This is a genomic window from Vibrio sp. PID17_43, from assembly GCF_002608565.1.
Taxonomy (GTDB): Bacteria; Pseudomonadota; Gammaproteobacteria; order Enterobacterales; family Vibrionaceae; genus Vibrio.
In genome coordinates, this window is sequence record NZ_LIXM01000020.1 from 1 (window position 1) to 26,374 (window position 26,374).

23 protein-coding genes, 1 tRNA gene and 4 pseudogenes are annotated in these 26,374 nt (G+C 43.1%); 17 read left to right on the forward strand and 11 right to left on the reverse strand.

What is annotated here, in order from left to right:
• Positions 1 to 134 precede the first annotated feature (134 nt).
• Positions 135 to 1,133, reverse strand: a complete 999-nt coding sequence (gene yejK, locus AK965_RS14465; RefSeq protein ID WP_099080275.1) for a nucleoid-associated protein YejK — start codon at positions 1,131 to 1,133, stop codon at positions 135 to 137.
• A gap of 85 nt (positions 1,134 to 1,218) precedes the next feature.
• On the opposite strand from yejK, the gene AK965_RS14470 reads away from it, so the two are divergent.
• The 3 genes from AK965_RS14470 (at position 1,219) to AK965_RS14480 (ending at position 3,507) form a co-directional block, all read left to right on the forward strand.
• A complete protein-coding gene (locus AK965_RS14470; RefSeq protein ID WP_099080276.1) occupies positions 1,219 to 1,446 on the forward strand; it encodes a YejL family protein in 228 nt (75 codons plus the stop codon).
• A gap of 22 nt (positions 1,447 to 1,468) precedes the next feature.
• Complete coding sequence (locus AK965_RS14475; protein ID WP_099080277.1) at positions 1,469 to 3,277, forward strand: DUF3413 domain-containing protein; 1,809 nt, start codon at positions 1,469 to 1,471, stop codon at positions 3,275 to 3,277.
• A gap of 139 nt (positions 3,278 to 3,416) precedes the next feature.
• A tRNA-Ser gene (locus tag AK965_RS14480) sits at positions 3,417 to 3,507 on the forward strand.
• Between the two features lie 525 nt (positions 3,508 to 4,032).
• Here AK965_RS14480 and AK965_RS20945 read toward each other — a convergent pair.
• Positions 4,033 to 5,064: pseudogene (locus AK965_RS20945) on the reverse strand (recombinase family protein); the annotation flags it as partial.
• Positions 5,065 to 5,559: 495 nt separating this feature from the next.
• On the opposite strand from AK965_RS20945, the pseudogene AK965_RS20710 reads away from it, so the two are divergent.
• A pseudogene (locus tag AK965_RS20710) lies at positions 5,560 to 6,062 on the forward strand (transposase); the annotation flags it as partial.
• Here the strand turns inward: AK965_RS20710 and AK965_RS14500 are convergent.
• The 5 genes from AK965_RS14500 to AK965_RS14520 are packed head-to-tail and all read right to left on the reverse strand — an operon-like array spanning position 6,010 to position 13,982.
• A complete protein-coding gene (locus AK965_RS14500; RefSeq protein WP_099080278.1) occupies positions 6,010 to 9,264 on the reverse strand; it encodes a type I restriction endonuclease subunit R in 3,255 nt (1,084 codons plus the stop codon). The pseudogene AK965_RS20710 and the gene AK965_RS14500 overlap by 53 nt on opposite strands.
• A gap of 52 nt (positions 9,265 to 9,316) precedes the next feature.
• Positions 9,317 to 9,898 (reverse strand): hypothetical protein, encoded by a 582-nt coding sequence (locus AK965_RS14505; protein ID WP_099080279.1) that lies wholly within the window; start codon positions 9,896 to 9,898, stop codon positions 9,317 to 9,319.
• On the reverse strand, positions 9,895 to 11,103 hold the full coding sequence (locus AK965_RS14510; RefSeq protein ID WP_099080280.1) for an ankyrin repeat domain-containing protein: 1,209 nt from the start codon (positions 11,101 to 11,103) through the stop codon (positions 9,895 to 9,897). The genes AK965_RS14505 and AK965_RS14510 overlap by 4 nt, the downstream gene beginning before the upstream one ends.
• The gene (locus tag AK965_RS20475) at positions 11,096 to 12,289 is read right to left on the reverse strand and encodes a restriction endonuclease subunit S (RefSeq protein ID WP_099080281.1); all 1,194 of its coding nucleotides are present in this window, start codon (positions 12,287 to 12,289) and stop codon (positions 11,096 to 11,098) included. The genes AK965_RS14510 and AK965_RS20475 overlap by 8 nt, the downstream gene beginning before the upstream one ends.
• Positions 12,279 to 13,982: a class I SAM-dependent DNA methyltransferase gene (locus AK965_RS14520; RefSeq protein ID WP_099080282.1), complete on the reverse strand. Its 1,704-nt coding sequence runs from the start codon at positions 13,980 to 13,982 to the stop codon at positions 12,279 to 12,281. The genes AK965_RS20475 and AK965_RS14520 overlap by 11 nt, the downstream gene beginning before the upstream one ends.
• A gap of 110 nt (positions 13,983 to 14,092) precedes the next feature.
• On the opposite strand from AK965_RS14520, the gene AK965_RS14525 reads away from it, so the two are divergent.
• The 10 genes and pseudogenes from AK965_RS14525 to AK965_RS14575 all read left to right on the forward strand — a co-directional run bounded on the left by AK965_RS14525 (position 14,093) and on the right by AK965_RS14575 (position 20,723).
• Positions 14,093 to 14,689 (forward strand): tyrosine-type recombinase/integrase, encoded by a 597-nt coding sequence (locus tag AK965_RS14525; protein WP_099080283.1) that lies wholly within the window; start codon positions 14,093 to 14,095, stop codon positions 14,687 to 14,689.
• A 9-nt stretch (positions 14,690 to 14,698) separates the two neighbouring features.
• Entirely contained in the window at positions 14,699 to 14,872 is a 174-nt protein-coding gene (locus AK965_RS20480; protein WP_099080284.1) for a hypothetical protein, read from the forward strand.
• Entirely contained in the window at positions 14,865 to 15,464 is a 600-nt protein-coding gene (locus tag AK965_RS14535) for a hypothetical protein (RefSeq protein WP_099080285.1), read from the forward strand. Before AK965_RS20480 ends, AK965_RS14535 begins: the two co-directional genes overlap by 8 nt.
• A gap of 31 nt (positions 15,465 to 15,495) precedes the next feature.
• Complete coding sequence (locus AK965_RS14540; protein WP_172438158.1) at positions 15,496 to 16,842, forward strand: P-loop NTPase fold protein; 1,347 nt, start codon at positions 15,496 to 15,498, stop codon at positions 16,840 to 16,842.
• A gap of 62 nt (positions 16,843 to 16,904) precedes the next feature.
• Positions 16,905 to 17,768 carry an ImmA/IrrE family metallo-endopeptidase gene (locus AK965_RS14545; protein WP_099080286.1) on the forward strand — a complete coding sequence of 288 codons (864 nt, stop codon included), beginning with the start codon at positions 16,905 to 16,907 and terminating at the stop codon, positions 17,766 to 17,768.
• 162 nt (positions 17,769 to 17,930) lie between these two features.
• A pseudogene (locus AK965_RS20715) lies at positions 17,931 to 18,026 on the forward strand (integrase); the annotation flags it as partial.
• Between the two features lie 9 nt (positions 18,027 to 18,035).
• Positions 18,036 to 18,209: a hypothetical protein gene (locus AK965_RS20485; RefSeq protein WP_099080287.1), complete on the forward strand. Its 174-nt coding sequence runs from the start codon at positions 18,036 to 18,038 to the stop codon at positions 18,207 to 18,209.
• Between the two features lie 1,259 nt (positions 18,210 to 19,468).
• Positions 19,469 to 19,618 (forward strand): annotated as a pseudogene (locus AK965_RS20720) (integrase); the annotation flags it as partial.
• A gap of 9 nt (positions 19,619 to 19,627) precedes the next feature.
• Positions 19,628 to 19,801: a hypothetical protein gene (locus AK965_RS20490; RefSeq protein WP_099080290.1), complete on the forward strand. Its 174-nt coding sequence runs from the start codon at positions 19,628 to 19,630 to the stop codon at positions 19,799 to 19,801.
• On the forward strand, positions 19,794 to 20,723 hold the full coding sequence (locus AK965_RS14575) for an HNH endonuclease (protein ID WP_099080291.1): 930 nt from the start codon (positions 19,794 to 19,796) through the stop codon (positions 20,721 to 20,723). The genes AK965_RS20490 and AK965_RS14575 overlap by 8 nt, the downstream gene beginning before the upstream one ends.
• Before the next feature lie 86 nt (positions 20,724 to 20,809).
• Here the strand turns inward: AK965_RS14575 and AK965_RS14580 are convergent, their stop codons facing one another.
• A complete protein-coding gene (locus tag AK965_RS14580) occupies positions 20,810 to 21,019 on the reverse strand; it encodes a hypothetical protein (RefSeq protein WP_099080292.1) in 210 nt (69 codons plus the stop codon).
• Between the two features lie 323 nt (positions 21,020 to 21,342).
• Between AK965_RS14580 and AK965_RS20495 the strand changes: the two genes are divergently transcribed.
• Positions 21,343 to 21,492, forward strand: a complete 150-nt coding sequence (locus AK965_RS20495; RefSeq protein WP_172438159.1) for a hypothetical protein — start codon at positions 21,343 to 21,345, stop codon at positions 21,490 to 21,492.
• A 219-nt stretch (positions 21,493 to 21,711) separates the two neighbouring features.
• Positions 21,712 to 22,278, forward strand: a complete 567-nt coding sequence (locus tag AK965_RS14585) for a cytochrome b/b6 domain-containing protein (RefSeq protein WP_099080293.1) — start codon at positions 21,712 to 21,714, stop codon at positions 22,276 to 22,278.
• Positions 22,279 to 22,339: 61 nt separating this feature from the next.
• On the opposite strand, the gene AK965_RS14590 is transcribed toward AK965_RS14585, so the two are convergent.
• Positions 22,340 to 23,263 carry a histone deacetylase gene (locus tag AK965_RS14590; protein WP_099080294.1) on the reverse strand — a complete coding sequence of 308 codons (924 nt, stop codon included), beginning with the start codon at positions 23,261 to 23,263 and terminating at the stop codon, positions 22,340 to 22,342.
• 166 nt (positions 23,264 to 23,429) lie between these two features.
• Between AK965_RS14590 and AK965_RS20725 the strand changes: the two genes are divergently transcribed.
• Positions 23,430 to 23,612: a hypothetical protein gene (locus tag AK965_RS20725; protein ID WP_099080295.1), complete on the forward strand. Its 183-nt coding sequence runs from the start codon at positions 23,430 to 23,432 to the stop codon at positions 23,610 to 23,612.
• 43 nt (positions 23,613 to 23,655) lie between these two features.
• Here the strand turns inward: AK965_RS20725 and AK965_RS14600 are convergent, their stop codons facing one another.
• Together AK965_RS14600 and AK965_RS14605 are read right to left on the reverse strand one after the other, a co-directional pair.
• Positions 23,656 to 25,620, reverse strand: coding sequence for a DNA topoisomerase III (locus tag AK965_RS14600; RefSeq protein ID WP_099080296.1), 1,965 nt, complete (start codon positions 25,618 to 25,620; stop codon positions 23,656 to 23,658).
• Between the two features lie 105 nt (positions 25,621 to 25,725).
• Positions 25,726 to 26,274: an NAD(P)H nitroreductase gene (locus tag AK965_RS14605; RefSeq protein ID WP_099080297.1), complete on the reverse strand. Its 549-nt coding sequence runs from the start codon at positions 26,272 to 26,274 to the stop codon at positions 25,726 to 25,728.
• Positions 26,275 to 26,374 lie beyond the last annotated feature (100 nt).

Consider the following 26,374-nt stretch of genomic DNA (forward strand, 5'->3'; position numbering starts at 1 on the left):
TGTCTTGCCCATTAAACGAGAAGATCGGATATATCCGAGAGCAATAAAAGCAAAGGCAAAGAAATACCCCAATAAAAAGAAAGCCAGTCAGCTTAACTGACTGGCATTAAGCACGCGGCTCTCTTTTTTATGAATTAGTTACGGCTTAACTGATCTTTTAGGTTTGGTGGAGTGCCTTTGATCGTTAGTGTGTCGGTTTCAGGGTCGTAGAAAATACGCTCTCCAAGTAACAGACTATCGAAGCTGATGTTCAAACCACCACCAGCCCCGACATACTTAGTCAACTTACGGACAGTTGAACGATCACCAGGGAAAGAGTCTTCTAACTCATAACCTTGCTCTTTGGTGAAGTCCATAAAACTCGTGCCACCTTGGCTTGCCGGCAATTCACCAGACAGTTCAGCTATTTGCACTTCATCGCCCGATTTGATTTGCTCGTTACAGTAGTTGTAAACCTGCTTCTTGTACTCGTTCGCTTCTTGCTTTTCCAACTTTGAATCTGCACAGAAGTCTTCTACCGCCTGCATCAACACTTGGTTTTGCAACTTAGTGTCTAAACCTATGTCTGCCTGCAAGAAATCGAGGAAGAAATCCGCCACTTTACGACCAACACGCCCTTTAATGTACGAAAGGTAACGATTTGAATCGCGATCCGTATCGTAGCTAGATAGATCAATACGTGCAGCGATGTCCATTTTAGTGATGTCTAGGTAGTCAGTGGCACTAATATCTAAGCCTTCTGTTACTTTTAGGCTTTGGTTCATTGGTAAAATACCGATAAACAGATAGTCAGTGGCTAAACTTTGATACTCAGCGAAGACTAAAATACCTTCGTCAGCGAATGGATACTTAATCAACTCTTGTTTCAAGCGATTTGCACTGATTTGTGAGAAGTCGTAAAAATCTCTCTCTCCTTTGCGCATTTCCTGAAGCCAAAACTGGAATTCGCTGTCTGACTGGAAAGAGCCGAAACCTTTGCCCGCTTTAGAATGGAATACGCGATGCAGTTCCGCAACGAGATTCTCTGTCGAGGTATCGTTCTCTAACGATGCCGGGCGAAAGTTTACAACCAGTTCGTCCTGATCGTTTTTGCACAGTTGGTGCAAAATGACATTTGAAAGATGAAGGCTCATAGTGATTTTATCTTGCTACAAGGTTTAAGTTATTAGGCATTGTAGGTTATCATAAGCCGCTTTTACTATCATTATTAGAGTCTTTATGCCGATTACATCTAAATATACTGACGAACAAGTAGAGAAAATTCTTGCTGAAGTGGGTGCTGTCCTAGAAAAACACGCAGCTTCTCCTGAGTTGACGCTAATGATTGCCGGAAATATCGCAACCAATGTCTTAAATCAACAAGTTGCTGCTTCACAACGCAAACTTATTGCTGAAAAATTTGCTCAGGCACTGATGTCTTCTCTTGACGTGCCAAAAACACACTAATCACGGACAATAGAACAAGTACATGGTAGACAGCGGAAACTCATACGGCGAACGCGTATCTCGACTGGTTGGTTGGGGTCATTGGTTTGCATTCTTCAATATCGTCGCATCGATGTTGATAGGTACACGCTATATCGTTCAGTCGCCTTGGCCAGAAACCTTGATGGGACAATTCTATCTTGCGGTTTCTTGGGTTGGCCATTTTGGCTTCCTCGTTTTCGCTCTTTATCTGTTGGTTCTATTCCCGCTGACGTTTGTCCTGCCATCTCGGAAGCTTTTCCGTTTGGTGGCAGTGATATTCGCGACGATTGGTCAAACCCTTTTGTTGGTCGATACGCAGGCCTATCAGTCAATTAACCTTCACTTGACCCCTGTCGTTTGGGAGCTGTTATTTAGTGAAGATAAAAGCGCCATTAGTGCAGATTTACAACACCTTTTTGTTGTTATGCCACTGATCTTCCTGATTCAGCTTGGTCTGTCTGAATGGGTTTGGCGCAAACAGCGCAAACTTTCTTACAAACACATAGGCCGTCCATTGGCCGCTGTGTTCTTCTTGAGCTTTATCACTAGTCACTTGGTTTACATTTGGGCTGATGCCTACTTCTATAACCCGATTACTAGCCAGCGTTCTAATTTCCCATTGTCTTATCCGATGACAGCGAAAAGCTTCATGGAAAAGCATGGCTTACTCGATCATGAAGAGTACCTTAAGCGCTTAGCAGAAAACCAAAACAATGTAGCCCTCGTGAACTACCCGCTCGAACCGCTTGAATTTAACCGTCGTGGTAGTAAGTTGAACGTACTGATGATCAGCGTCAACAACCTTCGTGCCGATGCACTTAACCAAGACCAAATGCCAGAACTCTATCGGTTTGCGCAAAACAACCAAAATTTTATCAATCATTACAGCTCAAGCAACGACGCTTACGGGGCGTTTGGCTTGTTTTACGGCTTACCGAGCAGCTACGCAAGCAGTATCAAAGCTCAAGGCTCTGCTCCTGTACTGCTTGATGTACTAACAGAACAAAATTATAACTTTGGCCTGTTTAGCGGCAATGGATTTGAAGATACTCTGTATTCCGAAGTCATCTTCAGAGATCTAAACCTTGCAGAGCAGATTGATGGAACGCAAGCACACAACGATAAACAATCCATCAATGCTTGGAAGCATTGGCTAACAGAACAAGCGAAACAGCCATGGTTTAGCTATATCGAAGTGACAGCTGTTGATAATTTCGAATCAGAACCTACAGTTGCGAACAAAGAAACGCTTGCGAGTGAACGCTTCAAAAAGGCATACGAAAAAGCCGTTAAATCCGCAGACAAGACCGTTGCAGGGATTATTGAAACCCTTGAGCAACAGCAATTATTAAACAGCACCATTGTGATTATCACCTCTAACCATGGTAGTGAGTTTAATGAAACCAATACCAACAGTTGGGGCGCTAACAGCAACTACAGTCGTTACCAACTTCAGGTGCCTATGATTATTCATTGGCCGGGCATGCTTCCTGGGGAGTTTTCTCATAGCACAAGCCACTTGGATCTTTCAGTCACACTGCTACAAGATATGTTGGGTGTATCATCCAATCCCTACGACTACAGCAGTGGCCGCAATTTATTTGATGAAAGCCGCCGTCGCTGGATCTTAGCGGGTGATACCCAAGAAATTGCCTTAATCACTGGTTCTCAAACAACCGTCATCGACAAGTTTGGTAACTATAAACTGTACAATGACGACTACAAGCGCTTGCGAGAAACCACACCCAAGCTACCAGTGCTGATGCAAGGCTTAACAGAATTACAACGCTTCTATTCGAAAAGCAATTAATTCGAGCAAAATCTCTACATTCGGGGAGCTTTTTTGTATCTTTTATCAGCAAACAGTTCATAATCGAGCAGTAAACGTCCAAACGATTCATTTTGGGGTTTACAAGATTTTCAAAGCCTTATATTATGCGCTCAACAACGGAGAGATGGCTGAGTGGTTGAAAGCACCGGTCTTGAAAACCGGCGTACGTTAATAGCGTACCTAGGGTTCAAATCCCTATCTCTCCGCCACTTTGTGATGAAAACGGGAACCGAGAAGTCGGTTCCCGTTTTTGCATTTGCAATTAAGTATAAAACAGCCATATTAGATCCTCCGAATATCAGCTTTTTTTCTGCATCTACCACCTTTACACTCATAACTGTAGCAAGCATGAGCTGCTTCAATGCCTCATTGTCTATCTGTTGCAAGTACCCCTGTAAGGCTGAGGCGACCTCTACTAACCTCGCTTCTCCAAAGTTTCTCACTGGAAGATTTATTTTCACTGTTAATTTAGCCATTTCAGACTCAAGAATATCTAATTGAGTAGATAGAGCAGTTATAGTTTTATTGATTCTTGCATCTGGTTCTAACTCTCCGTCGGCAACCATAGTGATTAAACGGAATTGACGCATTTCCAAATGGTTTATTTTTTTTGAAAGCTTTGTTTTTTCAAACGACAGCAGTTTACTAGCCTCCTTAAGACGCTGCTTCGCCTGATAACAAATTTCTCTCAGGTGAGCCTCTGTCAATAATTCATTAATAAATTTATCCTTTACTAAAAGCTCTACTTTATCTCTTCTTATTCTTTTAGATGTGCACGAGTCTGGCGCATGTCTAACCTGCTTGCTGCATTGGTAATAGCTGTACTTGCCACTTTTACCGCTTGTAACAACCATACTTGCACCGCAAACATTGCACTTTAATAACCCAGTTAATAAACAATTAGACCTAATTCTTCTTGACTCGGCAGAAAATATATCTCGGAATTTTAATCCCTCTTGAACATTATGAAACTGTTCCTTAGATATAATACTTGGTATGTTAACTACAATAGGCTCACTATCACTAGAGTTATAAATAAACTCTCCAATATAAGATCTATTATTTAAAATTCTACATACAGAGTTACGGTTCCACTTTGTGCCTCTTCGAAAGGATTTCTTTTTGTTCAACATCTCAGCAATAGCTTTTACTCCAAGTGGTTTACCATTAATTCCTTTTTCAGATAGATTGAATATTTCTATTACTAACTCAGCTTCCTCTTGTAGTATCTGTAGCTTTTTCCTAGACTTCGATGTCACACCAGAGACTTTAACAGAACGATAACCAAACGGAATTGGCCCACCTGTGAAATATTGTTTTAACGCTGTATCCCTCAGCCTATCTCGAACTACCTTGCCATTTTGCATACTCGAATGTTCGTTCATCAGGCCTAGAATTGAAGACATTACATAGCTGTCTTCATAGCTTTCGGGTAAAGCTTCTGTTGCTGAAATCAGACGTATTTCTTTCCTCTGTAATACCTTGGTAGCTTCTAATTGAGCTAATAGATTCCTACTGAAGCGCGATAGAGAATAGACTATTAATCCGTCTACTTTAACGATATCATTTTCAAGTTCTTGTAGCATTAGGTCAAAATTATTCCTCTTACCTTTATATGCACTAACACCATCATCTATGTACCACTTGATTATATTACCTCCTCGCTCAGTGACCCATGCGATTATTGACTTTCTTTGTCCATCAATTGAATCGCCTTTCTCTTTTTGATTATATGAAGAGATTCGTAGATACGCCGCGTATTTCATCGAAAGCCTCCTTATTAAATATATTTGCCATATTCTGAGCAATGAAAATAAATGATTTCATCAATAATTAATTCTGGTATCAGCTCAACATTAATTTCAATTTCAATCTCAAATAAAGAATTTCTAGCATTATTCATATTCAGCACCCTGTGACGATAATTAGAATACTATATAATGAAAGACCAATTATTAATTTTGTCAAATGAAGGGAAGCGCATGAACTATGAAGGTAAAATGTACGGCATAATAGTGATACAAAAAGAATTAATATTTTTAAAAAGTTTTAATTCGAAAAAGTCGTTGAATGTTATCTAGTAATTAAAATTCAATAATCCGCATATTGCCACAAAATAAAAAATTTAAATATTACTGTCTTTATATTGCCACTGCTCATGAGTTAAATAGGAGTTTTCTTATGACATCATGATATATAGTTGTCGTTATTTAAAATTAAACAATATAAAAATAAACACAATAAAACCTTTCGTCGAATCAGCCGTTGATGTCGATACCCATGATGTGATTAGCACAGAAGTCAGCCTCATCAATGTTGGGGATAGTGAAGTTCTCCCAACATTACTGAATCCACTTCGTAGAAGAGTTCATTCTGTATCAGTTGACGGTGCTTATGACACGAAGAAGTGCCAAGAAGTATTGCAGGCGAAGGGCTGAAAACCTCTAATACCTCCCAGAACAATGCTGGATACAGGGAAAAGGCTCACCCCAGAAATGAAGTGGTAAATGCACTTTACAATGGTACGCTAGCTCAGTGAAAAACTAACTCTGGTTCTCATGAGCGTTCGATATCTGAGGCCGTAATGTCTCGATGTAAAGGACTGACTAGCGGTACATTGAACTTGAGATGTTATAATGCTCAAGTTGGCGAAGCATTGGCAAACGTCAAAGCAATGAACAAAGGCAAGGTATCAAACCTTGCCTTTGTCATTACTTATACCAGCCGTCAGCCAGCACTTCAGCCTGCTCCAATACAAGCTTGATTGCCTCTTCAGCAGCATCTGGCGGGTACTTCCAGCGGCGCAGCAGTCGGCGAACTAAGTTACGCATACGAGCGCGGACGCTTTCTCGCTTCTGCCAGTCAACCGTAGCTGATTTACGAAGTTGGCCTGTTAGCTCAATCGCTAAGTTACGCAAAGCATCATCGCCAAGCTCACGTACTGAAGACTCGTTTTCAACCAAAGCACGGTAGAACGCCATCTCATCCACAGAAAGGTTCAGTTTATCGAGCAATTCTGCATCTTCCTGCATCTCTTTAGCCCATTGGATCAGTTCTTCAATGACCTGAGCGGTTTCGATGCTGCGGTTGTGGTACTTGTTTAATGTCGTCAAAATACGGTCTGAGTATTTTTTCTCTTGCACCACATCGTTTTTCATTCGAGCTTTGACTTCATCGCGCAGAAGCTTCTCGAGCAGCTCAACAGCAAGGTTTTTCTCCTTCATGTTCTTTACATCTTCTAAGAACTCTTCAGAGAGCAAACCAATATTAGGTTTATCTAAACCAACCATTGCGAAAATATCATCGACGCCATCCGCAATCACAGCATTGTCAAGAATTTGCTTCAATGCGGTATTACGTTGTTCTTGATCGATTTTTTTACCAACATTGGTGTGCTTTATAAAAGCAGCTTTGATTGCTGAGTAGAAAGCGATTTCGTTCTTGTAACCTCGCATCTCATCCATGGTGTTGCACAACGAGTATGCTTTACCTAGCGCAGCCATTACATCAAGGAAACGACGTTTGCCATCACGAACTTCTTTACCTTTACTATCAGTATGTGACAACCCTGACAAGTGGCTTGCCGCTTTAGGTAACAAGCGTAAAGCCTCGGTTTCGAAGTCTGGGCGATAGTTAAATACCTTGCCATCAACTGGTGTGGCAAACATGCCGCGAACGATATCAACCTTTTCCATCAGCACGGAAAAGGCTTCGGCAGTATCGACTGTTGGTTGCCCTTTACCTTGGCTATTGGTATAGGTTTTGAGTGCGTTTTTCAGCTCATTGGCGATGCCGATATAGTCAACGACCAGACCGCCCGGTTTATCTTTAAAAACGCGGTTTACGCGTGCGATAGCCTGCATCAGGTTGTGACCTTTCATTGGCTTATCGATATACATGGTATGGCAACACGGCGCATCAAAGCCTGTTAGCCACATATCACGTACAATCACCAATTGAAGCTCATCTTGAGTGTCTTTGTATCGCGCCTCAAAGAGCTTCTTAGTTTTCTTATCATGAATGTGCGGCTGCATCTTAGGTTTATCAGATGCGCTTCCCGTCATGACAATCTTGATAGCCCCTTTAGCAGGGTCATCGTTGTGCCACTCTGGTTTGATGGCAACAATCGCATTATAGAGGTCGACACAGATTTCACGACTCATCGCTACAATCATGGCTTTGCCGGGAAACGTTTCGGTACGCGTTGTAAAGTGATTCACTAAGTCCTGAGCTACTTGTTGGATACGTGGCTCAGCACCGACGAGCTTTTCAAGCGTTGCCCATTGAGATTTGATTTTCTCGCGGCTTGCGGTCTCTTCGTCCTCACCGATCTCATCTTCGATTTGGTCATTAAGCTGCTCAATTTCAGCTTGGTTGATATCAAGTTTAGCTAGACGAGACTCATAGTAGATTGGCACCGTGGCACCATCATCAACCGCATCTTGAATATCATAGATAGAAACGTACTCACCAAATACGCCACGAGTATCTTTGTCATCCATGGCAATCGGCGTTCCCGTAAAGCCAATGAACGATGCATTTGGCAGCGCATCACGCATGTACTTGGAGTAACCATAAACAAACTTTTGTGAGATGACATTGCCGTTAGCATCTTTGACATCCACTAACTTTGATTTGTTGCCGTACTGGCTGCGGTGCGCTTCATCCGATACCACGACGATGTTGGCACGTGTTGATAGCACTGGGTGCTCTGTCTCTTCTGCAAGTAGGGCAAACTTTTGAATGGTGGTAAAGATGATGCCGCCAGATTGACGAGAGAGCAGCAGCTCACGCAGCTTATCGCGACCGTCCGCTTGCGATGGCACTTGCTTAAGCGTTTCATGCGCCATACCAAAGGTATTAAAAAGCTGACCATCGAGATCATTGCGGTCTGTCACCACGACAATAGTTGGGTTGTTCATTGCAGGCTGTTGCAACAGTTTACTGGCGTAGCAAACCATAGAGATACTTTTGCCACTGCCTTGCGTATGCCAAACCACACCAGCTTTACCGCTGCCGGGCTTGATTTTATCTAAGCCTTTTGTCGCTTGAACTTGGTATTGGCTCATGTTTTCTGCAACTAAAGGAAGCTCACCATCGGCTTGTTTCGCACGCACAGTGGCCTCGACTGCCGCTCGCACCGCATGGAACTGGTGGTAACCTGCAATCTTCTTGATGACCGTATCATTGTCTGTTTCGAACAAAACAAAATAACGAATGTAATCAAGCAGTAAATCAGGCTTAAAGAAACCCTTAACCATGGTTTCAAGCTGGTAATCCCAAAGCGGTTTATCATCTTCACCAGAAACAGTTTTCCAAGGTAAAAAACGTTCTTTGTTTGCGGTGAGAGAGCCAACACGCGCTGTCCAACCATCGCTCACCACCAAAGATTCATTGAAAACGAACAGATCCGGGATTTCATCTTTGTAGGTTTGCAGTTGGTTGTAAGCATGCCAAATGTCCGCATGTTCATCGGCAGGGTTTTTCAGCTCAATAACCGCAATCGGCAAACCGTTGATGAATACCACCACATCTGGGCGGCGATTGCCTTTTTTACCTGTAATGGTGAATTGATTCACCACCAAAAATTCGTTGTTATCTGGATTGGTAAAGTCCATTAAGCGTGCATGGGTGTGCTTGGTTTTCGTTTCCCCATCTTCATACGCGGTATACTCCACAGGCACACCCTCTATCAGGTACTTGTGGAAAGCGCGGTTGCTTTTAATCAGCACTGGCGTGTCTGGCGTACTGACCGTATTCACCACCACATCCAAGCTTTCTTGTGGCAGCTCAGGGTTCAACACCTCTAAACGCTCCAGTAAGCGCTGTTTCAACACAACTTGGTGGTAATCATCACGTTCTGGTGAATCGCCATCAGGGGCGATGTCGTAGCCATTTTTGTATAGGTAGCCTTGGTCTGTAAACCAGTCAAGACAGAGCTGTTCTAGTTGGTCTTCTGTGATCACATTATTTTCTCACATTGGAGTATCGTTTTTATTTTTCGCCGTAGCATTGCACTTAGAATGGCAACCCAAACAGCAAACCAATTCCAAACCCAATAGGGCTAACAGGTACAGCCACATCAGCTATAAGTTCAGCGAGTCCTTCACTCGCGACCTCACTTGCTACAGATTCACCGACATGGCTGGATATTTCACCTGATAATGCTTCTGACACCGCATCACCTAAAGCTACATTATCTATCCCGGAGTCAATCACCATTGCACTATCGAAGCCATTAGCGACTTCACTAGTCACAATAATTGGGATATCTGGGTTCTCAGCAAGTGCCTCGTTAATATAAGCAACGCTGTCGGTCGCTTTCAATTGCACTTCAGCCGCAATGTCACCATCACTCATTAATGCAATATCAGAAACGGGATGGTTAGTGGCTTCAAAGAGCATGGCATCCATACCTTGCTCATTGAGCGCAGTAACAACTTCTTGCTCAAACACAATACCTTTGATGTTGCTAATATGCCCCGACATTGCGTCGGGGTTAACATCTGCAAAGTAATCAAAGATCTCGTCGTTACTTGCGAGTTCTAGCTCGTTATAGCCTCGGCGGACTGCATCAAAAACGGAGTTTTGAGCAATCATTGCTGACGGGTTCTTTCTAGAAGTTCAACTATCTGCTTGAAGCTTGTGTTTAGCATCGCGCCTCCATCAAATACTGATTTTGCTGGTGCATTTGCCTTAGCAAGTTTTTGAGCAGTCTTATTATCATCATTAACCAACTCGACATTAACCCCAAACTCCAAAAGCTTAGTGACAGATTCAAGATAGCCTTTACTCGCCGCCACCATTAGAGGTGACCAACTATTCTCATTTCGCAAATCAAGGCAAGCTCCATGCCCATGTAGCAGTTCTAACGTTGATGCTTGGTTATAACTAGCAGCCCAATAAGCAGCAGTTCTTCCAGACTTACTCTGAAGGTTGATATCTGCACCTTTATCAATTAGCAATGCAATGAGTTCATTTTTGCCATTTTGAGCTAACAAAGATAACGCTGGATGTGAATCTTTATTTCTTGCATTCGGGTTTGCACCAGCAGCAACGAGCGCTTTGGTCATATCATCATCACCCTTAGTAATGGCAATAATCAGCATCGTTTCTTTATCTTCGTTTTCAACATCAGGATTCACACCATCAGCTAGCAGCTTCTTCGCGATGTTGATGTGCCCACTTTGATATGCTGACAGCATGGCGGCTTCTGAATACTTCGCACTGAACACCGCTCCTTTAGCGAGTAACTTATCTACTATCTCTATGCGTTGCTTGAAGTAAGCGCCCGTCACCGCATTCCAGCCATCATTGTTACAAACATCAACAGCAGCGCCGTGCTTAAGCAAAAAATCAACCGCTTTGACTCGGCCTTTCATTGCAGCCCAAATCAAAGGCGTCCAACCGTTATCGTTGCGAATATTAACTTCAGCGCCTTTCTCTACCATCAGCTCAGCTAGCTCGAAATATTCATTATCTAAGCAAAGCAGTAATGCACTGCTCATTTGCTGTGGTCGATAGTTAGGGTTCGCACCTTTGTGTAACAGTGCTTGAGCAATATCCAAGAAACCCAGTTCAATCGCTAACCGAAGTGGGTTATGCCCTGCATGATTGATATCAAAACCTTCACTGTTCATTATGTTCTCGGTGAGTGCCGAAAACCCATTTTTCAACGCAAGCTCAAATGGTGTTGCTTCTAGTTCTTCAAAGACGGTGTTAACTAACTCTGGTTGTCGCTCAAGTACATCACTCAATAACGCCAAATTACCGGACTCAATTGCAGTCAATAGTTGCTCAGTCATTCGGATTAACCTCTGCGACGTCTAACTCGATTTCGCCCGAAAGCAATTTAGGAAGCAACGTATCACGAAGGCTTTCTAGGTTATGATTCTCTTCAATATTGCGTGTCATTTTATCGAGCATTGTAGCCAGTAATTCTCCATACCTTTCCAGCACTACATTGGATGGAATTGGTACTTCTAGACTATTTAGAACTTTCTGATTCAACAGTGGTTGTGCAGCTCCGCCAGCATGCTGATTTAAGTCAAGGTGCTTCAACAAATACAGAACAAATGGTAGCTGTGCTTTACCAGACTTGGCCGTAGCAACGATGGTGTTATCAGATGCCCAGAATTGTGAATTACAATATTCAATAGCCCCACAGTAGGCTCCTACACGACCAATAATGACGGCATCTTCAAACTTAGCTTCTTCGCTAAAACCAATAATTCCATTAGCTCCGTACAGTGGGAATTGGCCGCTATCTGACTTCTTGCCTGACTTACCATTCGCAAACTTAATCAACTCAGATAACTTACCTACTGGCCAGCCTTCTGGTATTAGCCCTAACTCAGACTCAACGAGCTTTTCTGGGAATAGCGAGGCAGTAGCCGCATCCATACCCTCTGGTTGCTCGCCATTCATCTTGGCTTTGACTGGATCGAAATCGACAAACCACGACTTGAAGATGCCTTGTGCCATTTGTTCTAGGGTTTGGTTTGTTTGTGCATTCAAATACCTTTTATCTTCTATGGCAACAAGAAGTGTATTGGCATTTTGTGCTTGTTCTGGACTACAAACATCAACCTCAAAATTATTTAGCAAATCTTTCCCAACATTAGGAAAAGTTGAGCCTGTTGCTGCCACTAATAGTTTGTCTAGGTTACACTCTAAAACGGCTCGCACATAGGGCGTCGGATACCCATTTATCCCACGAATAGCTCCTATACCTCGACCAATAGCATAAGTCTGATCAGCATAATTCATTCGCCCTGTGGTTGAACCACGAACACAGAAAAGGATGTCACCAACTTTTGAGAATTTTTTTCCTACCGTAGTAAATTGAACAGGTAATGGACTTCGTTCAGTAAACTCTGTAGGCCCATTCAATAGAGGAAAGCCATCACCTGAGTCATTACAATCACTACCTTTTGGTGATTGTCCCATGACCAACTCAGCGATTTCAGAGAATTTAACTCTAGATGTCATATCCCAACCCCGCTAGGTTCTTCTTGATCTCTGCTTCTAGGGTTGCCGACTCAGCGAACTGCTCGCTTAACTTAGCGGTTAGGGTTGCCATCTTCTCACCGAATGGAATGCCGTCGTCCAATTCTTCAGTTGCACCTACGTAACGTCCCGGTGTCAGTACAAAATCGTGCTTGGTGATTTCTTCAAGGGTGGCTGATTTACAGAAGCCCGCTTGGTCTTCATAAGCGATACCATTGACTTCTGCGCCTGTTTTCCATGCATGGTAAAGGTCGGCTACTTTCTGAATGTCATCACGGGTGAAATCACGCAGTACGCGGTCTTTCATGTAGCCAAGGTTACGCGCATCAATAAACAGCACTTCACCTTTACGAGCACGCAGTTTACGACCTGCTTTATCAGTGCGAGCGGTTTTGTTTTTGGTTAAGAACCAAATACACGCTGGGATCTGGGTGTTGGTAAACAGCTGCCCCGGCAGTGCCACCATACATTCAATGAGATCGTTCTCGATTAACGCCTGACGGATAGTACCTTCATTATTGGTACTTGAACTCATCGAGCCATTAGCCAATAACAGTGCTTGAGAGCCTTCTGGTGCTAAGTGGTGAAGCATGTGCTGCATCCATGCGAAGTTCGCATTACCTGATGGTGGTTGACCGTATTTAAAGCGTGGATCGTTATCATCAACACCAGTGTTCCACTCTTTCATGTTAAATGGAGGGTTTGCCATGATGAAGTCTGCGCGTAAATCAGGATGCTGAACATTGGTGTACGTACTCGCAGGCTCTTTACCGAAGTCGTAATCCAAACCACGGATAGCCATGTTCATTGCCGCTAGCTGCCATGTGGTGTGGTTATATTCTTGACCGTAGATAGAAATCTTCTGCTTTTGTGTCAGCGGGTCAATTTCTTTTTGGTTTGCTCTGCGCTCAATGAACTTCTCTGATTGCACAAAGAAGCCGCCAGAACCCATTGCAGGGTCATACACGCGACCTTCAAACGGTTCAATCATTTCCACAATCATGGAAACAATGGATGCCGGAGTATAGTATGAACCTCCGCGCTTTCCCTCTGCCAATGCGAACTGACCAAGCATGTATTCGTAAACGTGACCAAGGATGTCTTTGCTGTTTAGTGACTTATGATCGAACGGAATGGTGGCGATCAGATTGATAAGCTCGTTCAGCTTAGATTGGTCAATCTTCAACGATGAATATGACTTGTTCAGTACACCTTTCAGTTTTTGGTTGTCACGCTCGATGCCCTCAAGTGCGTTATCAATCAGATGACCAACCGAGGTGATTTTCTTAACCTTGCCGTCAATCTCAAGATCAGCACCACCAATTACGCGAGGGCCATTATCTTGTAGGAACTGCCAACGAGATTCTGTTGGTAGCCAGAACACATTCTTCTCGGTGTAGAAGTCGCGTTGCTCAAGTTCAACCGCGATCTCGGCTGCCAACTCTTCTTCTGAAAAGTCGGCAGGGTCTAGGTAGTATTCGTGATCAGGGTTAGCAAGGTCTGCTTTGATCTCATCCTGACGCAGCTTAAACGCATCAGAAACGTATTTAACGAAGATTAAGCCAAGTACAGCGTGTTTGTATTGTGCTGCATCTAGTGTTGAGCGCAGCTTGTCTGCCGCTGTCCAGAGCTTGCTTTCAAGCTCTTTCAGGAATAATTGTTCTTGTTGGTTCATTTAGGTTTTCTATGATTCGAAAAAGTTGCGTGCATTCTACCAGTAACCAAGCGATTTACCTTGATTTCTGCCTTACTTAATAGTGATTTTTATGAAGTAAGGAGCACATCATGGTAGCTTGGAACAAAGGTAAACGAGTTGGTCAGAAAAAAGCGTTCAAACTAGAAGATATTTGGCGGATTCGAATTCGTTTAGAGCTTGAAGAACGCTTGTTTGAGTTGGCGCTGTTTAATCTTGCTATTGATAGCAAACTGAGGTCTTGTGACTTGCGGAACCTCAAAGTGCAAGATGTCAGCCGCAGTGGGTGTGTGATGTCGAGAGCCATCGTTAAACAACAGAAAACCCAGCAAGAGGTACACTTCGAAATCACACCAAAGACACAACAAACGCTGTCACAGTGGATCATTCAAAATGCGTTGGCACCAACGGACTTCCTTTTCCCCAGTCCACGCCGTGAGGGCCAGCCAATTTCATACCATTACTACACCACGCTAGTGAACCGTTGGGTGACCGATATCGGTTTAGACAAAACACAATACGGTACGCATTCGCTGCGCCGAACCAAGGCTTCTTTGATCTACGCTAAGACCAAGAATCTTAGGGCTATTCAGTTACTTCTTGGTCATGCTAAGCTCGAAAGCACGATTGAATACCTTGGCGTCGAGATTGAAGATGCGCTAAGGATTTCAGAGAGTTGTGAGACGTGAGGAACCATCATGCAATGCCCAGAATGTGAAAACCATTTCGGTTGGGATTGGATTGAAGACGAGTGCATTGAGCCAAACGAAGAGTTTGATTGCCCAAGTTGTGGAGTGACACTGCGTTACACCATTGATGAGGGCACTTATTATGGTGCTGAGTATAAAACTGTTGAGGTAGTTGATGAATAGTTCACTACCCGATAAAGAGCTATTCGTTGAGTGTCCTCAATGTAAAAAGGCTATCAAACAGAAAAACCTTAAACGCCACCTTAGAAAAATACATGGCGAAAAAATAGCGCCTATCCAACTAACATCCTCCTCAGAAACTCCGAGCACCAGCAGAACAACATCTAGAACAGAGCGTCTAAACGCTCTGTTTTCAAAGATAAATCAGGGGCAATATGATAACCAAGACAGTCTAGTTAGGCTCATGAAAAATGCTGAAGCTAAAGGCGAAAAAACAATACTAAAAGCAGTGCAACAGCGTTTACGGAAAGTGTTTCCCAAGCTTTATCGTCGATATGTAGGCCCATTAACACTGCGAGACCCATTAGGTAGTAAAAATTGTTACTGCGCCAAACCTACATCACTCCATAATATTGCACACGACATTTTAAGTATGACCATTCCCACTGAAGCACTACAGTGCGACCTTTGTTGGGACGAAGACATTTCAGTTGCATGGGGTGTATATGGGCCTTTTGGAGCAAAAGTGATTGATAAACACACATGGGCGGCTACTTGCTATGAGCGTGGTGATGTGAAGTACGCTACTCATTAAAAATCTAATTTATAAGGCTTAATTGAAACCAATGAACAATATAACCTTTACTGACCGTGATGAGTTCAAACGAGAAACTGTCGCTGAAAAAGTAGCTCTATTGCTTGAGTCTTCGATAGATATTTCTCCAATGGTTGTTGATGGTGGATGGGGAACCGGAAAAACAGAGTTTTGCCATAAACTAATCAACTTAATGAAAGGCAAAGATTCGCATCATTTGATTTACGTTGATGCATTTCAGGCTGATCATGCCGACGAACCTTTGCTAACAATACTAGCTGAAATTTTGAAGGTTCTACCTGAAGGTGAGCAACGAGAAAGCTTCGTTCAAAAAGTCTTACCAACAGTTAGGTATGGTCTAAAAACTTTAGCAAAAGCAGGTGTTGCTCATGTTTTAAAACAAGATACAAAAACTGTCCTTGATGGATTTGATAAAGAGATCCAGAAAGTAGCAGACAAAGCGATAGATTCATCAGTAGAGTCGCTGTTAAAAGATCATATAAAGGCTAATGAAAGCCTAGAAGCTCTGCAAAAAATGATGGCTGATATTACGGAAGAAAAGCCTATTGTAGTATTCATCGATGAACTAGACCGATGTCGACCTGACTTTGCGGTGAATATACTCGAAGTAATTAAGCACACATTCCCTGTTTCTGGTGTTCAGTTTGTCCTAGTGACCAACACAAGCCAACTAAAAGCCTCTATTAACCATCGATATGGTGACAGTGTTGATGCTCAACAATATCTCGACAAATTCCTAAAATTTACCTTTACCCTGCCGAACTCTTTCTCTGAATCAACGGGCTATACCAAATCTCTAGCTTCTGTTCACCACTATCGAAACCTAATGAACCAAAGTCCGATTTTGGGAGCACTAAACCTAGCAGAAAACTCCGAATTTTCTTTTATCAGTCACATAATAAAAGTTCGGCACTTATCTTTACGAGAAGTCGAGACCTTAGTTCGATATATAGAAATCTATCAGCAACTGTCAGGTGAAGGGGCTTTAGACACCGATTTTGGGTATAGGCTACTTAGATTATTTGGTATTGTACTATTTTGTTTTAATAAAGAGATAGCTAGCTCACTTACGCAATCAAAAGCTGATGCTAAGCAGATTGCGGAATATCTTGGCGAGCATCAAATAGTTCCTATTCATGAAGGTGGCCTTAACGCTGAGCATCACCAAGTTGTTTTAACTATGATCGCTCAGGAGTGTTTCTATAACTCTGCGCTTTTCAAAGCTGAAGAAGGACATCATGAATCTGAGTGGGAGCAACTTATTACTCAATACTTTATTAGAGGTGGTTTCCCTCCACGCGAAGGAGAACGTTCAAAAATAGTCGTGGAAGCTATCCAAACTCTGAATCTAATGTAGAACTCTATTTAGCGATTTAGATTAGCTTCTAAGTCGCTTTTGTCCCTGACCAAGGAAGGTTAATGAAAACTGTCGCAATAAAACAGAAACACAAGAGCACATTTGATGAATTGGTAGATTTAACGCGCGGATACAGAAGCAGTAGTAGTTACTTTCAGTTTATTCAATTTGTTGCCAAGATAAAAAACTACTCGGCTTACAATGTAGCGCTTATCTATTCTCAAAACCCCAACGTGACGTACGTCGCTTCGAAAGCAGACTGGAGTAAAAGGCACAATAGAACAGTAAACAAAGATGCTAGGCCTCTTATTATTCTTGCTCCATTCCACCCAGTAATGTTCGTGTTTGATGTTAATGATACAGAAGGTGCACCGCTGCCTGATAGAGTCTTTGCACCTTTTTGGGCCAAGGGTAATACGCCTGAACACGCCGTTGCAAAATTACACAAGTTAGCTAAAAGGTTAAGCGTAATTATTCACGAAGAGCCAAGGTCAGCTACTAGTGCTGGATGTATAAAAACTAACTACATTGAAAACGAATTTAAATCATACATATTAGAGATCAATTCAAATCATGCACCTCAAGTTAGATTCGCAACACTCGTGCATGAATTAGCTCACCTGATGTGTGGGCACCTCGGAATTCACAACGTCAATGAAAGCTGGAAAGAGCGAACAAACCTGTCTCTAGATCAACGCGAGTTTGAAGCAGAGTCAGTTTCGTACATTATTTGCAAGAGATTCGGCATAAGGAGTAATTCTGAAGAATACTTATCAGGATATGTCAAATGCAAAGACTTCATTCCAGACATATCAATAGATACAGTTTTACATGTTGCTGGGACAATTGAAAATGCAATTAATGGGCAACTCCCGAACGAAAAACGGAACGATTCTACGGGTCAAGAACAGCTCGCTCTATTCTAGATCAATCTTTCAAACACTAATTGCATAATGAGTTGGTGTTTCTATCTCGCTTCTGTCCCAAGGTTATTCGCATCAAAAAATGATGCGAATAATTGAAGTAATCAAATCATACACTAGCTTGGCTACCGTTTGTGTGCTTAGTTATCAATGCTAACTACTCTGTTACTTCTGAGTCATGCTAAGCTCGAAAATACGATTAAATACCTTGGAGACGAAATTGAAGGCGCGCTGAGGATTTCAGATAGTTGTGATACGTGAGGAACCATCATGCAATGCCCTGAATGTGAAGAGCAATCTGGTTGGGATTGGATAGAAGACGAATGCATTGAGCCAAACGAAGAGTTTGATTGCCCAAGTTGTGGTGTGACGCTGCGTTACATCATTGATGAGGGCACCTACTACGGTGCGCAACATAAGACTGTTGAGGTAGTTGATGAGTAAGGTGCGCCGCCGAAAACAAGTGTCTAGTAATCAAAGACCTATCGATCTACATTTAACGGTTAATGAGCACTTACGACAGCAAATACTTGGTGGTAAACATCCTAGCGATGAACATTCTAAGTACATAGTCTACAAGGTAAAAAGTTGTCTCAAAGACACGAAATATCAATGGAGTCTGCTTTAGAAATGTTCATTAATAATCAACAAAAACTTCAGCAGTTAGATCGCATACGCCAAAAGACAGCGGACTATTGCCAAAAGATAAAAGAACGCCGCAAGCAATCTAAGAGAAAGACGATCCACAACAGTTCTATAAAGTTACCTACGGGGCTGATATCTCAACAAGATTGGCAGAAGACAAAGTGAGTAGATTAGTAAGAGAGTTAAAACGATCACATGAGGTAACAACTGGGTCTGTTAAAAAGCTACCTATGCCTTTGTGTTCTGGGCGTGAACAAAGCACAGTAAAGCCAATTTTTATTGATGATTCTGGGTTTGGTAAGTACACATTTATTAAACCAAACACATTTAGTGAATATTGGGTTTGCAAAGGTGGTTGTGGGGTCAGAATAAAAAAGCCAAAGCGTTATTGTAAAAAATGCAAACGTCAATTAATGATAGCCTAACATAACGGCGGATTGTAAGCGCAAGCAGGCATGTTGTGTGTACTTGATAAGACCCCAGTACTGGTTAAGCTGCAATGGCTAAGGATGCCTTAGTAACAGGCGTTCAAAGAACTGCTAACTTTCTCAATCTATCAACTCCGTGAGATAGATATGCTTTACAAAGTTTTTATCCATATAGCCTATCAACCCTTTACTTTTTACGTGCTCTAGAAAGGTGTCAATAGCATTGATATCTACCAGAAAGTTTAATGCGTCTGTTGTAAAGTACACGTTAGCTGATTGTAGGATGGTAGATACATGTTCCTCACACTCATCCATATACTCACAACCAAGGCAGTTCATGCTTACGGCTCCGCCGCAATCAACGGGATAGTCATTACTTGGTTTTATCGCCATTTTCTGTCAATTTTGAAAGGTAAAATTTTCACACCCATAAGCTTTGACCTCACTTTAAAATGAATCATCTTTAATGGTCAACTATTCAATCTAAGTTGTTTGTCCCAAGCTTATTCGCATCAAAAAATGATGCGAATAAATGAAGTAATCAAATCACACTTTAGCTCGGCTACCGTTTGTGTGCTTAGCTATCAAGTCTAACCATTCTGTTGAAATGACTGTACACAGTCTCGAAGCCGAACCGACGCTTCTTTGATCTACGCTAAGACCAAGAATCTTAGAGCTATACCGTTGTTTCTGGATCATGCTAAGCTCGAAAGTGCGCTTGAACACCTTGGTGCCAAGGTTGAAGATACACAAAATATTTCAAAGAGTTGTGAGACGTGAGGAACCACCATGCAATGCCCTGAATGTGAGGACAGCTTTGATTGGGATTGGATTGAAGACGAATGCATTGAGCCAAACGAAAGGTTTGATTGCCCAAGTTGTGGCGTGAGACTGCGTTACACCATTGATGAGGGTACTTATTATGGCGCTCAGTATATGACCGTTGAGGTTGTTGATGATTAACAAAACAGAAACTCTACTTGTTGAATCAGCTAAGCAGTCACTGAATAAGATATTAGAGAAATCAAATATATCAAAATGGATAAAATTCGACCAAACACCTAGAAATGTAAGTAAATCAAAGAACAATCCTAGTTACATTGATGCTTATGGTTGTGTGAAGTTTGAATCCTCAGATAACGTCTGGAATTTATTAGGCATTTCCATTTATGTTCAGAAGGGCAATACTGGAAAACCCGATAGAACAAATCCTAGAGAGGTTCAATTCCGACTTATATCAGGTGGTGTTGGCGGTGTGAATGGTACAGATGGGTCTACAGAAAAAGCCACTTTACATCAACGCTGCAAAAAAGCGTTTATGGATGAAATCTGTCATCGTTCTGGTGGCAAGGCTACCATTGCTCAAGGTAATAAAAATGGCGTTTACTGTACTGAAGACAATTCTATCGCAGTTGCCAATTGTATTGCAGAGATTATGTCTGAGGGAAAAAAACAACTTTTCGCGGCATATGATGAAAGCAATATAGAAGTAAAATCACGAGCCTATTTAAATCACGAAGAGTTTTTAAACGAAGCTTTTTCTACTGATACCACGAATAAAAACGTTGTTGGTGTTTTGCAGCCAGAAAAAGAGACGGTGTCGGTCACCCTATACAAACGAGATACACTTGTTGTCGCTGAAACACTGAGGCTTGCGAACGGGTACTGTGAACTTTGCGAAGTCAAATCGCCATTCAAGACGAAATCAGGTCGAGATTATCTAGAAGTGCACCATGTCATTCCATTATCTAAACAAGGCAGTGATACAGTAGCCAACACTGTAGCTCTCTGCCCCAATTGCCATAGAATGTTGCACTTTGGAGAGAACGCTGAAGATATGACTGCTAAACTTTGTAAAATTAAACGCTTAGATTGTTTTCAGTAAGAGTTAGGCACACAAACTAAAGCTCAACACCGATTAATAGAAAAGAGGAGAAGCTTCGGTCTCCTCTAAATCATCTTCAAGGTTGGTTACCCTTTACGTACTTTCGCTACTAATGCCAACAAATCTGCCGATATTTCGGGTGCGGTGCTTCCGTTGTGCGGTATAAACTTAATATTGTCACCGTATTTAACGAGCACTTGTCCATCAGCCCCAATCACAATGCCCACTAGCGCTTTTTGCTCGTCGACATCTCCCATTTCGATCAGCTCTTGACTGGTCACGTCCCATTCAGGCATACATTCACCTCATTCAATTTTGACCACCGCGTGATTAGTTTATAAGTCCCTATTAGTTAACAACAGAAAAATGGATGCATTGATTTGAGTAACAGCGCTTTATTAGCAATCACATCTTTCAGAGAATTAAGCTTTGCCTAGATTAGCGTTGCTTATGTTATTCAGTAATTCGAATTAATACATGATGTTATAACTCAAACTCCCAGTTCCCATATTCGTCCCATGTAGCCCGCCACTATTCATAGAAAAAAGCCGCTGATTTTCAGCGGCTTTTTTCTTTTCTGGTCCGCTCGATTTGCTCACTGAGTCAATTTGGTGAGTCAATGTATTTATATAAAAACCGCGACAGCATCTACTACGGCCGTATCTGTTCTCCCAAGCGTCTAGTCGCACTCGGCTTTCCATTCGATGTTAAATTCAGCCTGAAACCAAAGGGCGAAATATTGCGCTTCGTCGCTGTCACCCCATCATGATAATGATCTTTCACAGAGCTTTGCCACAATCAAGCAACAGCAGAACTGTAATTTTTGTTCACCTATAGATATCAAGTGTACTTCTAACCAAATCGACACTTAGCATAGTTCAACTCAACATATCAGTTCGTAATTATTTACACTCTCAACTAAGCTTTATTCACTTAGTTATAAACTGATATCAACCTATGTGAAGAGTCACAATTTGGACGTAAACATATGGAAAACAAACTAAAAGTAGGTCTAAAAACGCTTTTTGGAACATTACCCAATATCGAACGATACCTACATTTTGCGGTGCTTTTCTGGGTATTATTGCAATTACTTTCAAGCGGTTTGATGCATGTCCATGGAGACACTGAATTGAACCAAATTAGCGACCTCGCCTTTATTCATATCTATTCTGGTCTGGTGTTGCTTCCGGTTAGCCTAATCTTCGCCACTAAGGTCATCATGCGTCGTAAAATTCAAGATCTTTACCCTTGGCTATCTGGTCATTACCAAGTGATTAAAGAGGACGCAGAGTCGTTATTGAAACTTGAGCTACCCGAAGCCAAGCCATCCGGGTTAGCAGCAACAATAGAAGGGCTCGGGATTTTAGCGCTCATACTTGCGGTTGTGACTGGCTCCGTTTGGTATCTAACGGTTTTCACTAGTGGTCCAAGTGAGTGGCTACTCTCGATCCACAAACTGTCCGTCACGTTTATCCAAGTTTATTTCTTTGGACATGCCCTATTTGCGTTGCTGCATTTAGTGCAATGGTGGCGTGAATCCTCTACCTCTTAGTTTTTAGAATCTGAGATAAAACAGTAATACTCGACGTTCACCAGTGACTTGTAGAAGCGGTTCATTGCCGAAAAAACACATCGTGGGCCGCATGAATGAGCTGCATGTGAATGGGCACTAAATCGGCGTGTTGAGTTCGGTAGCCTCCCCCAACGACAGCCGCGACCGGAATGCCTTTGTCTTTCATCAACTGCATTAGAAAACGGTCGCGCTCCAAGATGCCTTGCGTGGAAACATCGAAATACCCCAGTTCATCATCGGTGTGAATGTCGACGCCTGCATCGTAAATCACCAAGTCTGGACGATGCAGGTGAATTGCCATCTTGGTCACTTCCTTAAATGCCATCAAAAATGCTTCATCATCCGTTCCTCGAGCGAGAGGCACATCAAGATCGGAGGCTGGTTTTCTCGCCGGAAAGTTTTTATCGCAGTGAAATGATAAAGTCACAATGTCTGGCTCATGCTCACACAAGGTTGCCGTACCATCGCCGTGGTGTACGTCACTATCAATGATCAACACTTTATCCACCAGCTCATTATCTAGCATATGTTTTGCAGCAATCACCAAATCATTGAAAAGGCAAAAACCACTTCCGAAGTCTTTATGAGCATGATGATAACCACCACTAAGATGAATCGCGATTCCCTGCTCTAGTGCGAGTTCTGCTGTCAGGACGGTGCCTGCCGTCGAGGTGAACGTCCTGGTCATTAATGACTCACTCCAAGGGAAACCAATTCGACGCATCTTCGCTGCGGGCAAAGTACCACTGACCAGTAAATCCACATACTCCTCGCCATGCACTCGCTTAATGTGATCGGCGGTCAATGGCTCAGGTTGGAAAAGCTGTATCTGATGACCCCAACGTGCTTCATTCATCTTCGTCAATACCGCTTGGTAAAGAAACTGATACTTCATGATTGGATAGCGGTGCCCAATTGGCAAATCGAGTTGCGAATAGATAGGGTGATAAATCAATGGCAGCATACGTCGGTCTTTTGGTACATGATGAGGAAATAGTACCAACTTCGAGCAATGAATAAAAATGGCTCATCACTGACGATTTCTGAAGATGCTCTTTCGTCCTCTCTCCCTGCGTCTTAAACCCAACTTAATGACTTGAGTTTCGCCATTTTCAAACCAGACTTGGTGAATTTGCAGTGAAGATCATGATCTCAATTACTGCTTAAGAAGTGCAGGCAAGCGTCAAACCCAAGTCAATCGCGATGCGCTGGTGGATTTGGGCAAACAAGTGAAACAAGACTTAGGTAAGCGTGTTCTCACTCAGGACGATGTAAGAGGGGCGATTCACAATAACGATAACTTGTTTGATTAATAGGTAAAGAGTAAAGCGGCACCCAAATGTGCCGCTTTACTCTTTAGGAGGATTGACGCTTAGCGGCACTCGATTTAGATGTACTGCCCTTTGAATAACTGCGTTTCTTACGTTTAAAAGCTGGTCGCTCGACTTTTGGCAAATGTCGTAACGACTCAGGAATCGGCCCTGTTTTGACCTGTCCCATCAATCCATCGATACGCTGCTCTAAAGCGTGCATAAACGGTTGGTAAGCTTGATTTCTCTCGGCCATTCCTTGCAGTTGGTGCTCCCAGTTTGCAGTCATATCCGGGTAGGTCGCATCGATCGGTAAAGCATGAACCAGACCTCGCCCTGCTTGGGAGCTCAGTATCGATTTACCTTGCCGAGTCAAAAGTTGCCGCTTAAACAACGTATCGAGAATCCCCGCACGCGTGGCTTCTGTACCAAGACCGTCGGTGTCTCTGAGGATCTTTTTCAGCTCTTTATCGGCAACATAACGGGCAATTCCTGTCATGGCTTGCAGCAGCGTTGCTTCTGTAAAATGTTTTGGCGGCTCAGTCTTGCGATCTTTTATTTCCCCTTCGCGACACGTCAGCACGGTTCCTTCGGGTAACGGTGGCACCGCATCAATGCCCTCATCTTCTTTGTCCGTTTTACCCATTAACGCTTTCCAACCAGGGGACACCAACTGACGACCTTTCGCCACGAACGTGCCACCCGCAATATCGAAGACCAGCTTCGCTTCTGCATACACCGCTGCTGGATAAAACTGCATCAAATACTGGCGAGCAATGAGCTGGTACACTTTCATCTCGTTACCCGACAAGGCATTCACATTGGCTTGTTTCGGTGTGGGAATGATCGCGTGGTGCGCGTCGACCTTTTTATCGTTCCATGCTTTGGATTTGATGGACAAATCGGCACCTTGTACCGCGCTATGAAGCTCTTTAGCGTTGTTCGAGATAGCCGATGTCACCGCCCCCGCTTGCGCATAATGCTCTATCGGTAGGTAACGACAATCTGAACGAGGGTAAGTGATCAACTTGTGCTTTTCATACAATGCCTGACAGGTATCCAAGGCCTGCTGTGCGCTCATGCCATAACGCTTTGCCGCATCAATCTGTAACGCAGATAAGGAGTACGGAAGTGGCGCAGATTGCTTGGTTTGCTTTTGCTCCGACTCGGTCACGTTAGCGGGTTGGTTTGCAATGCGACTCGCCACATTCTCTACCAGTTTTCGGCTTAAAATGCGCCCTTCTTCATCCTGCCAAGGCTTACAAGCTTCACTGGGTTTCCAGCGTGCTCGAATATCAAAAGCGCCATTGTGATCTTGATACGGAATGAGAGCGTGTAGCGTGAAGTAATCTTTAGGCACAAAGTTTTCGATCTCTTCATCGCGGCGAACCACCAAGCCCAACACGGGGGTTTGCACCCGTCCTACCGACAACACGCCCTGATAACCCGCTTTTTGCCCAAGCAACGTATACGCGCGAGACATGTTCATACCATAAAGCCAATCGGCTCTTGAGCGCGCAAGCGCAGAAACCGAAAGAGGAATGAAATCACGATTGCTACGCATCGAGTTCAACGCGCGTTTGACTGCGGGTAAGTTCAAATCGGAAATCAGCAGGCGCTGAGTGGCCTCTTTTTTGGCTTTGGAAAGCTTGCAGTAATCCAGTACCTCATCCACCAGCAACTGACCTTCTCGATCTGGGTCTCCGGCGTGAATCACTTCCGTTGCCTCTTTGAGAAGCTTACGGATCACGGTGAGCTGTTTGCTGGCACTTTTCCTTGGCCTTAATTGCCACTGCTGGGGAACAATCGGTAAATCTGCCAGGTTCCATTTTTTGTAACGCTCGTCGTATGCGTCAGGCTCAACTTGCTCTAACAGGTGGCCAATGCACCAAGTGACCACATCGCCGTTGCCACAACGAATAAAACCTTGGTCTTTCTTTTGAGGATTAGGAAGTGCCGCCGCAATCGCGCGGCCTAAACTTGGTTTTTCAGCAATAAACAGACGAGACATAAGTTTTTGGAAGTCATAATAATTAGGGCCACATTATCTAATGTCGCCCTAACAAATCAAGAAAAACTGTACAGATAAACAGTAAGTACGCTTGAGGTCACGCCTTTACTGGAACTCAACAAACTTAGATAGCTCGCGTGCCGGCACTTTTAACGGAGTACAACCCGGCGTCCCCAGATATAGAAAACCAACAATTTGATCTTCGCCTTCTAAGCCAAATGCTTGGTGCACTGTTGGATGGAACATCCACTTACCTGAACGCCAAAAGCCTTGGAAGCCTTGTGCTACCGCTGCCATTTGCATCGCTTGTGCTGCGCAGCCAGCAGAAAGGTATTGTTCAAACGCTGGCACTTTTTCATGCTCAGTGACCTTAGCGATCACGGTGATCACCATAGGTGCACGAAACGGGGCATTCTTCACTTTTTCAATCACCTCGTCTTCACTATTGTCTGCGATAGCGGCTTTAACCAGAATATCCGAGAGTTTCTTTAAACCTTCGCCTTGAGCGATGACAAATCGCCATGGTGTTAAACCAGCGTGGTCTGGCGCGCGAAGACCAGCACGAATGATGTTTTCTAGTGCCACCCCCTCAGGCGCAGGCTCTGACAACTTAGCGATAGAACGACGATTGAGCAAAAGATCGAGAGCATCCATGAACGGTTCCTTATTGAATATAGCTATTATTGTTTACGTTGCTCACTTTAGCACAATCCCCTACCACGAATAACACTCTGTTTTAAATGGTGTCAGCGCG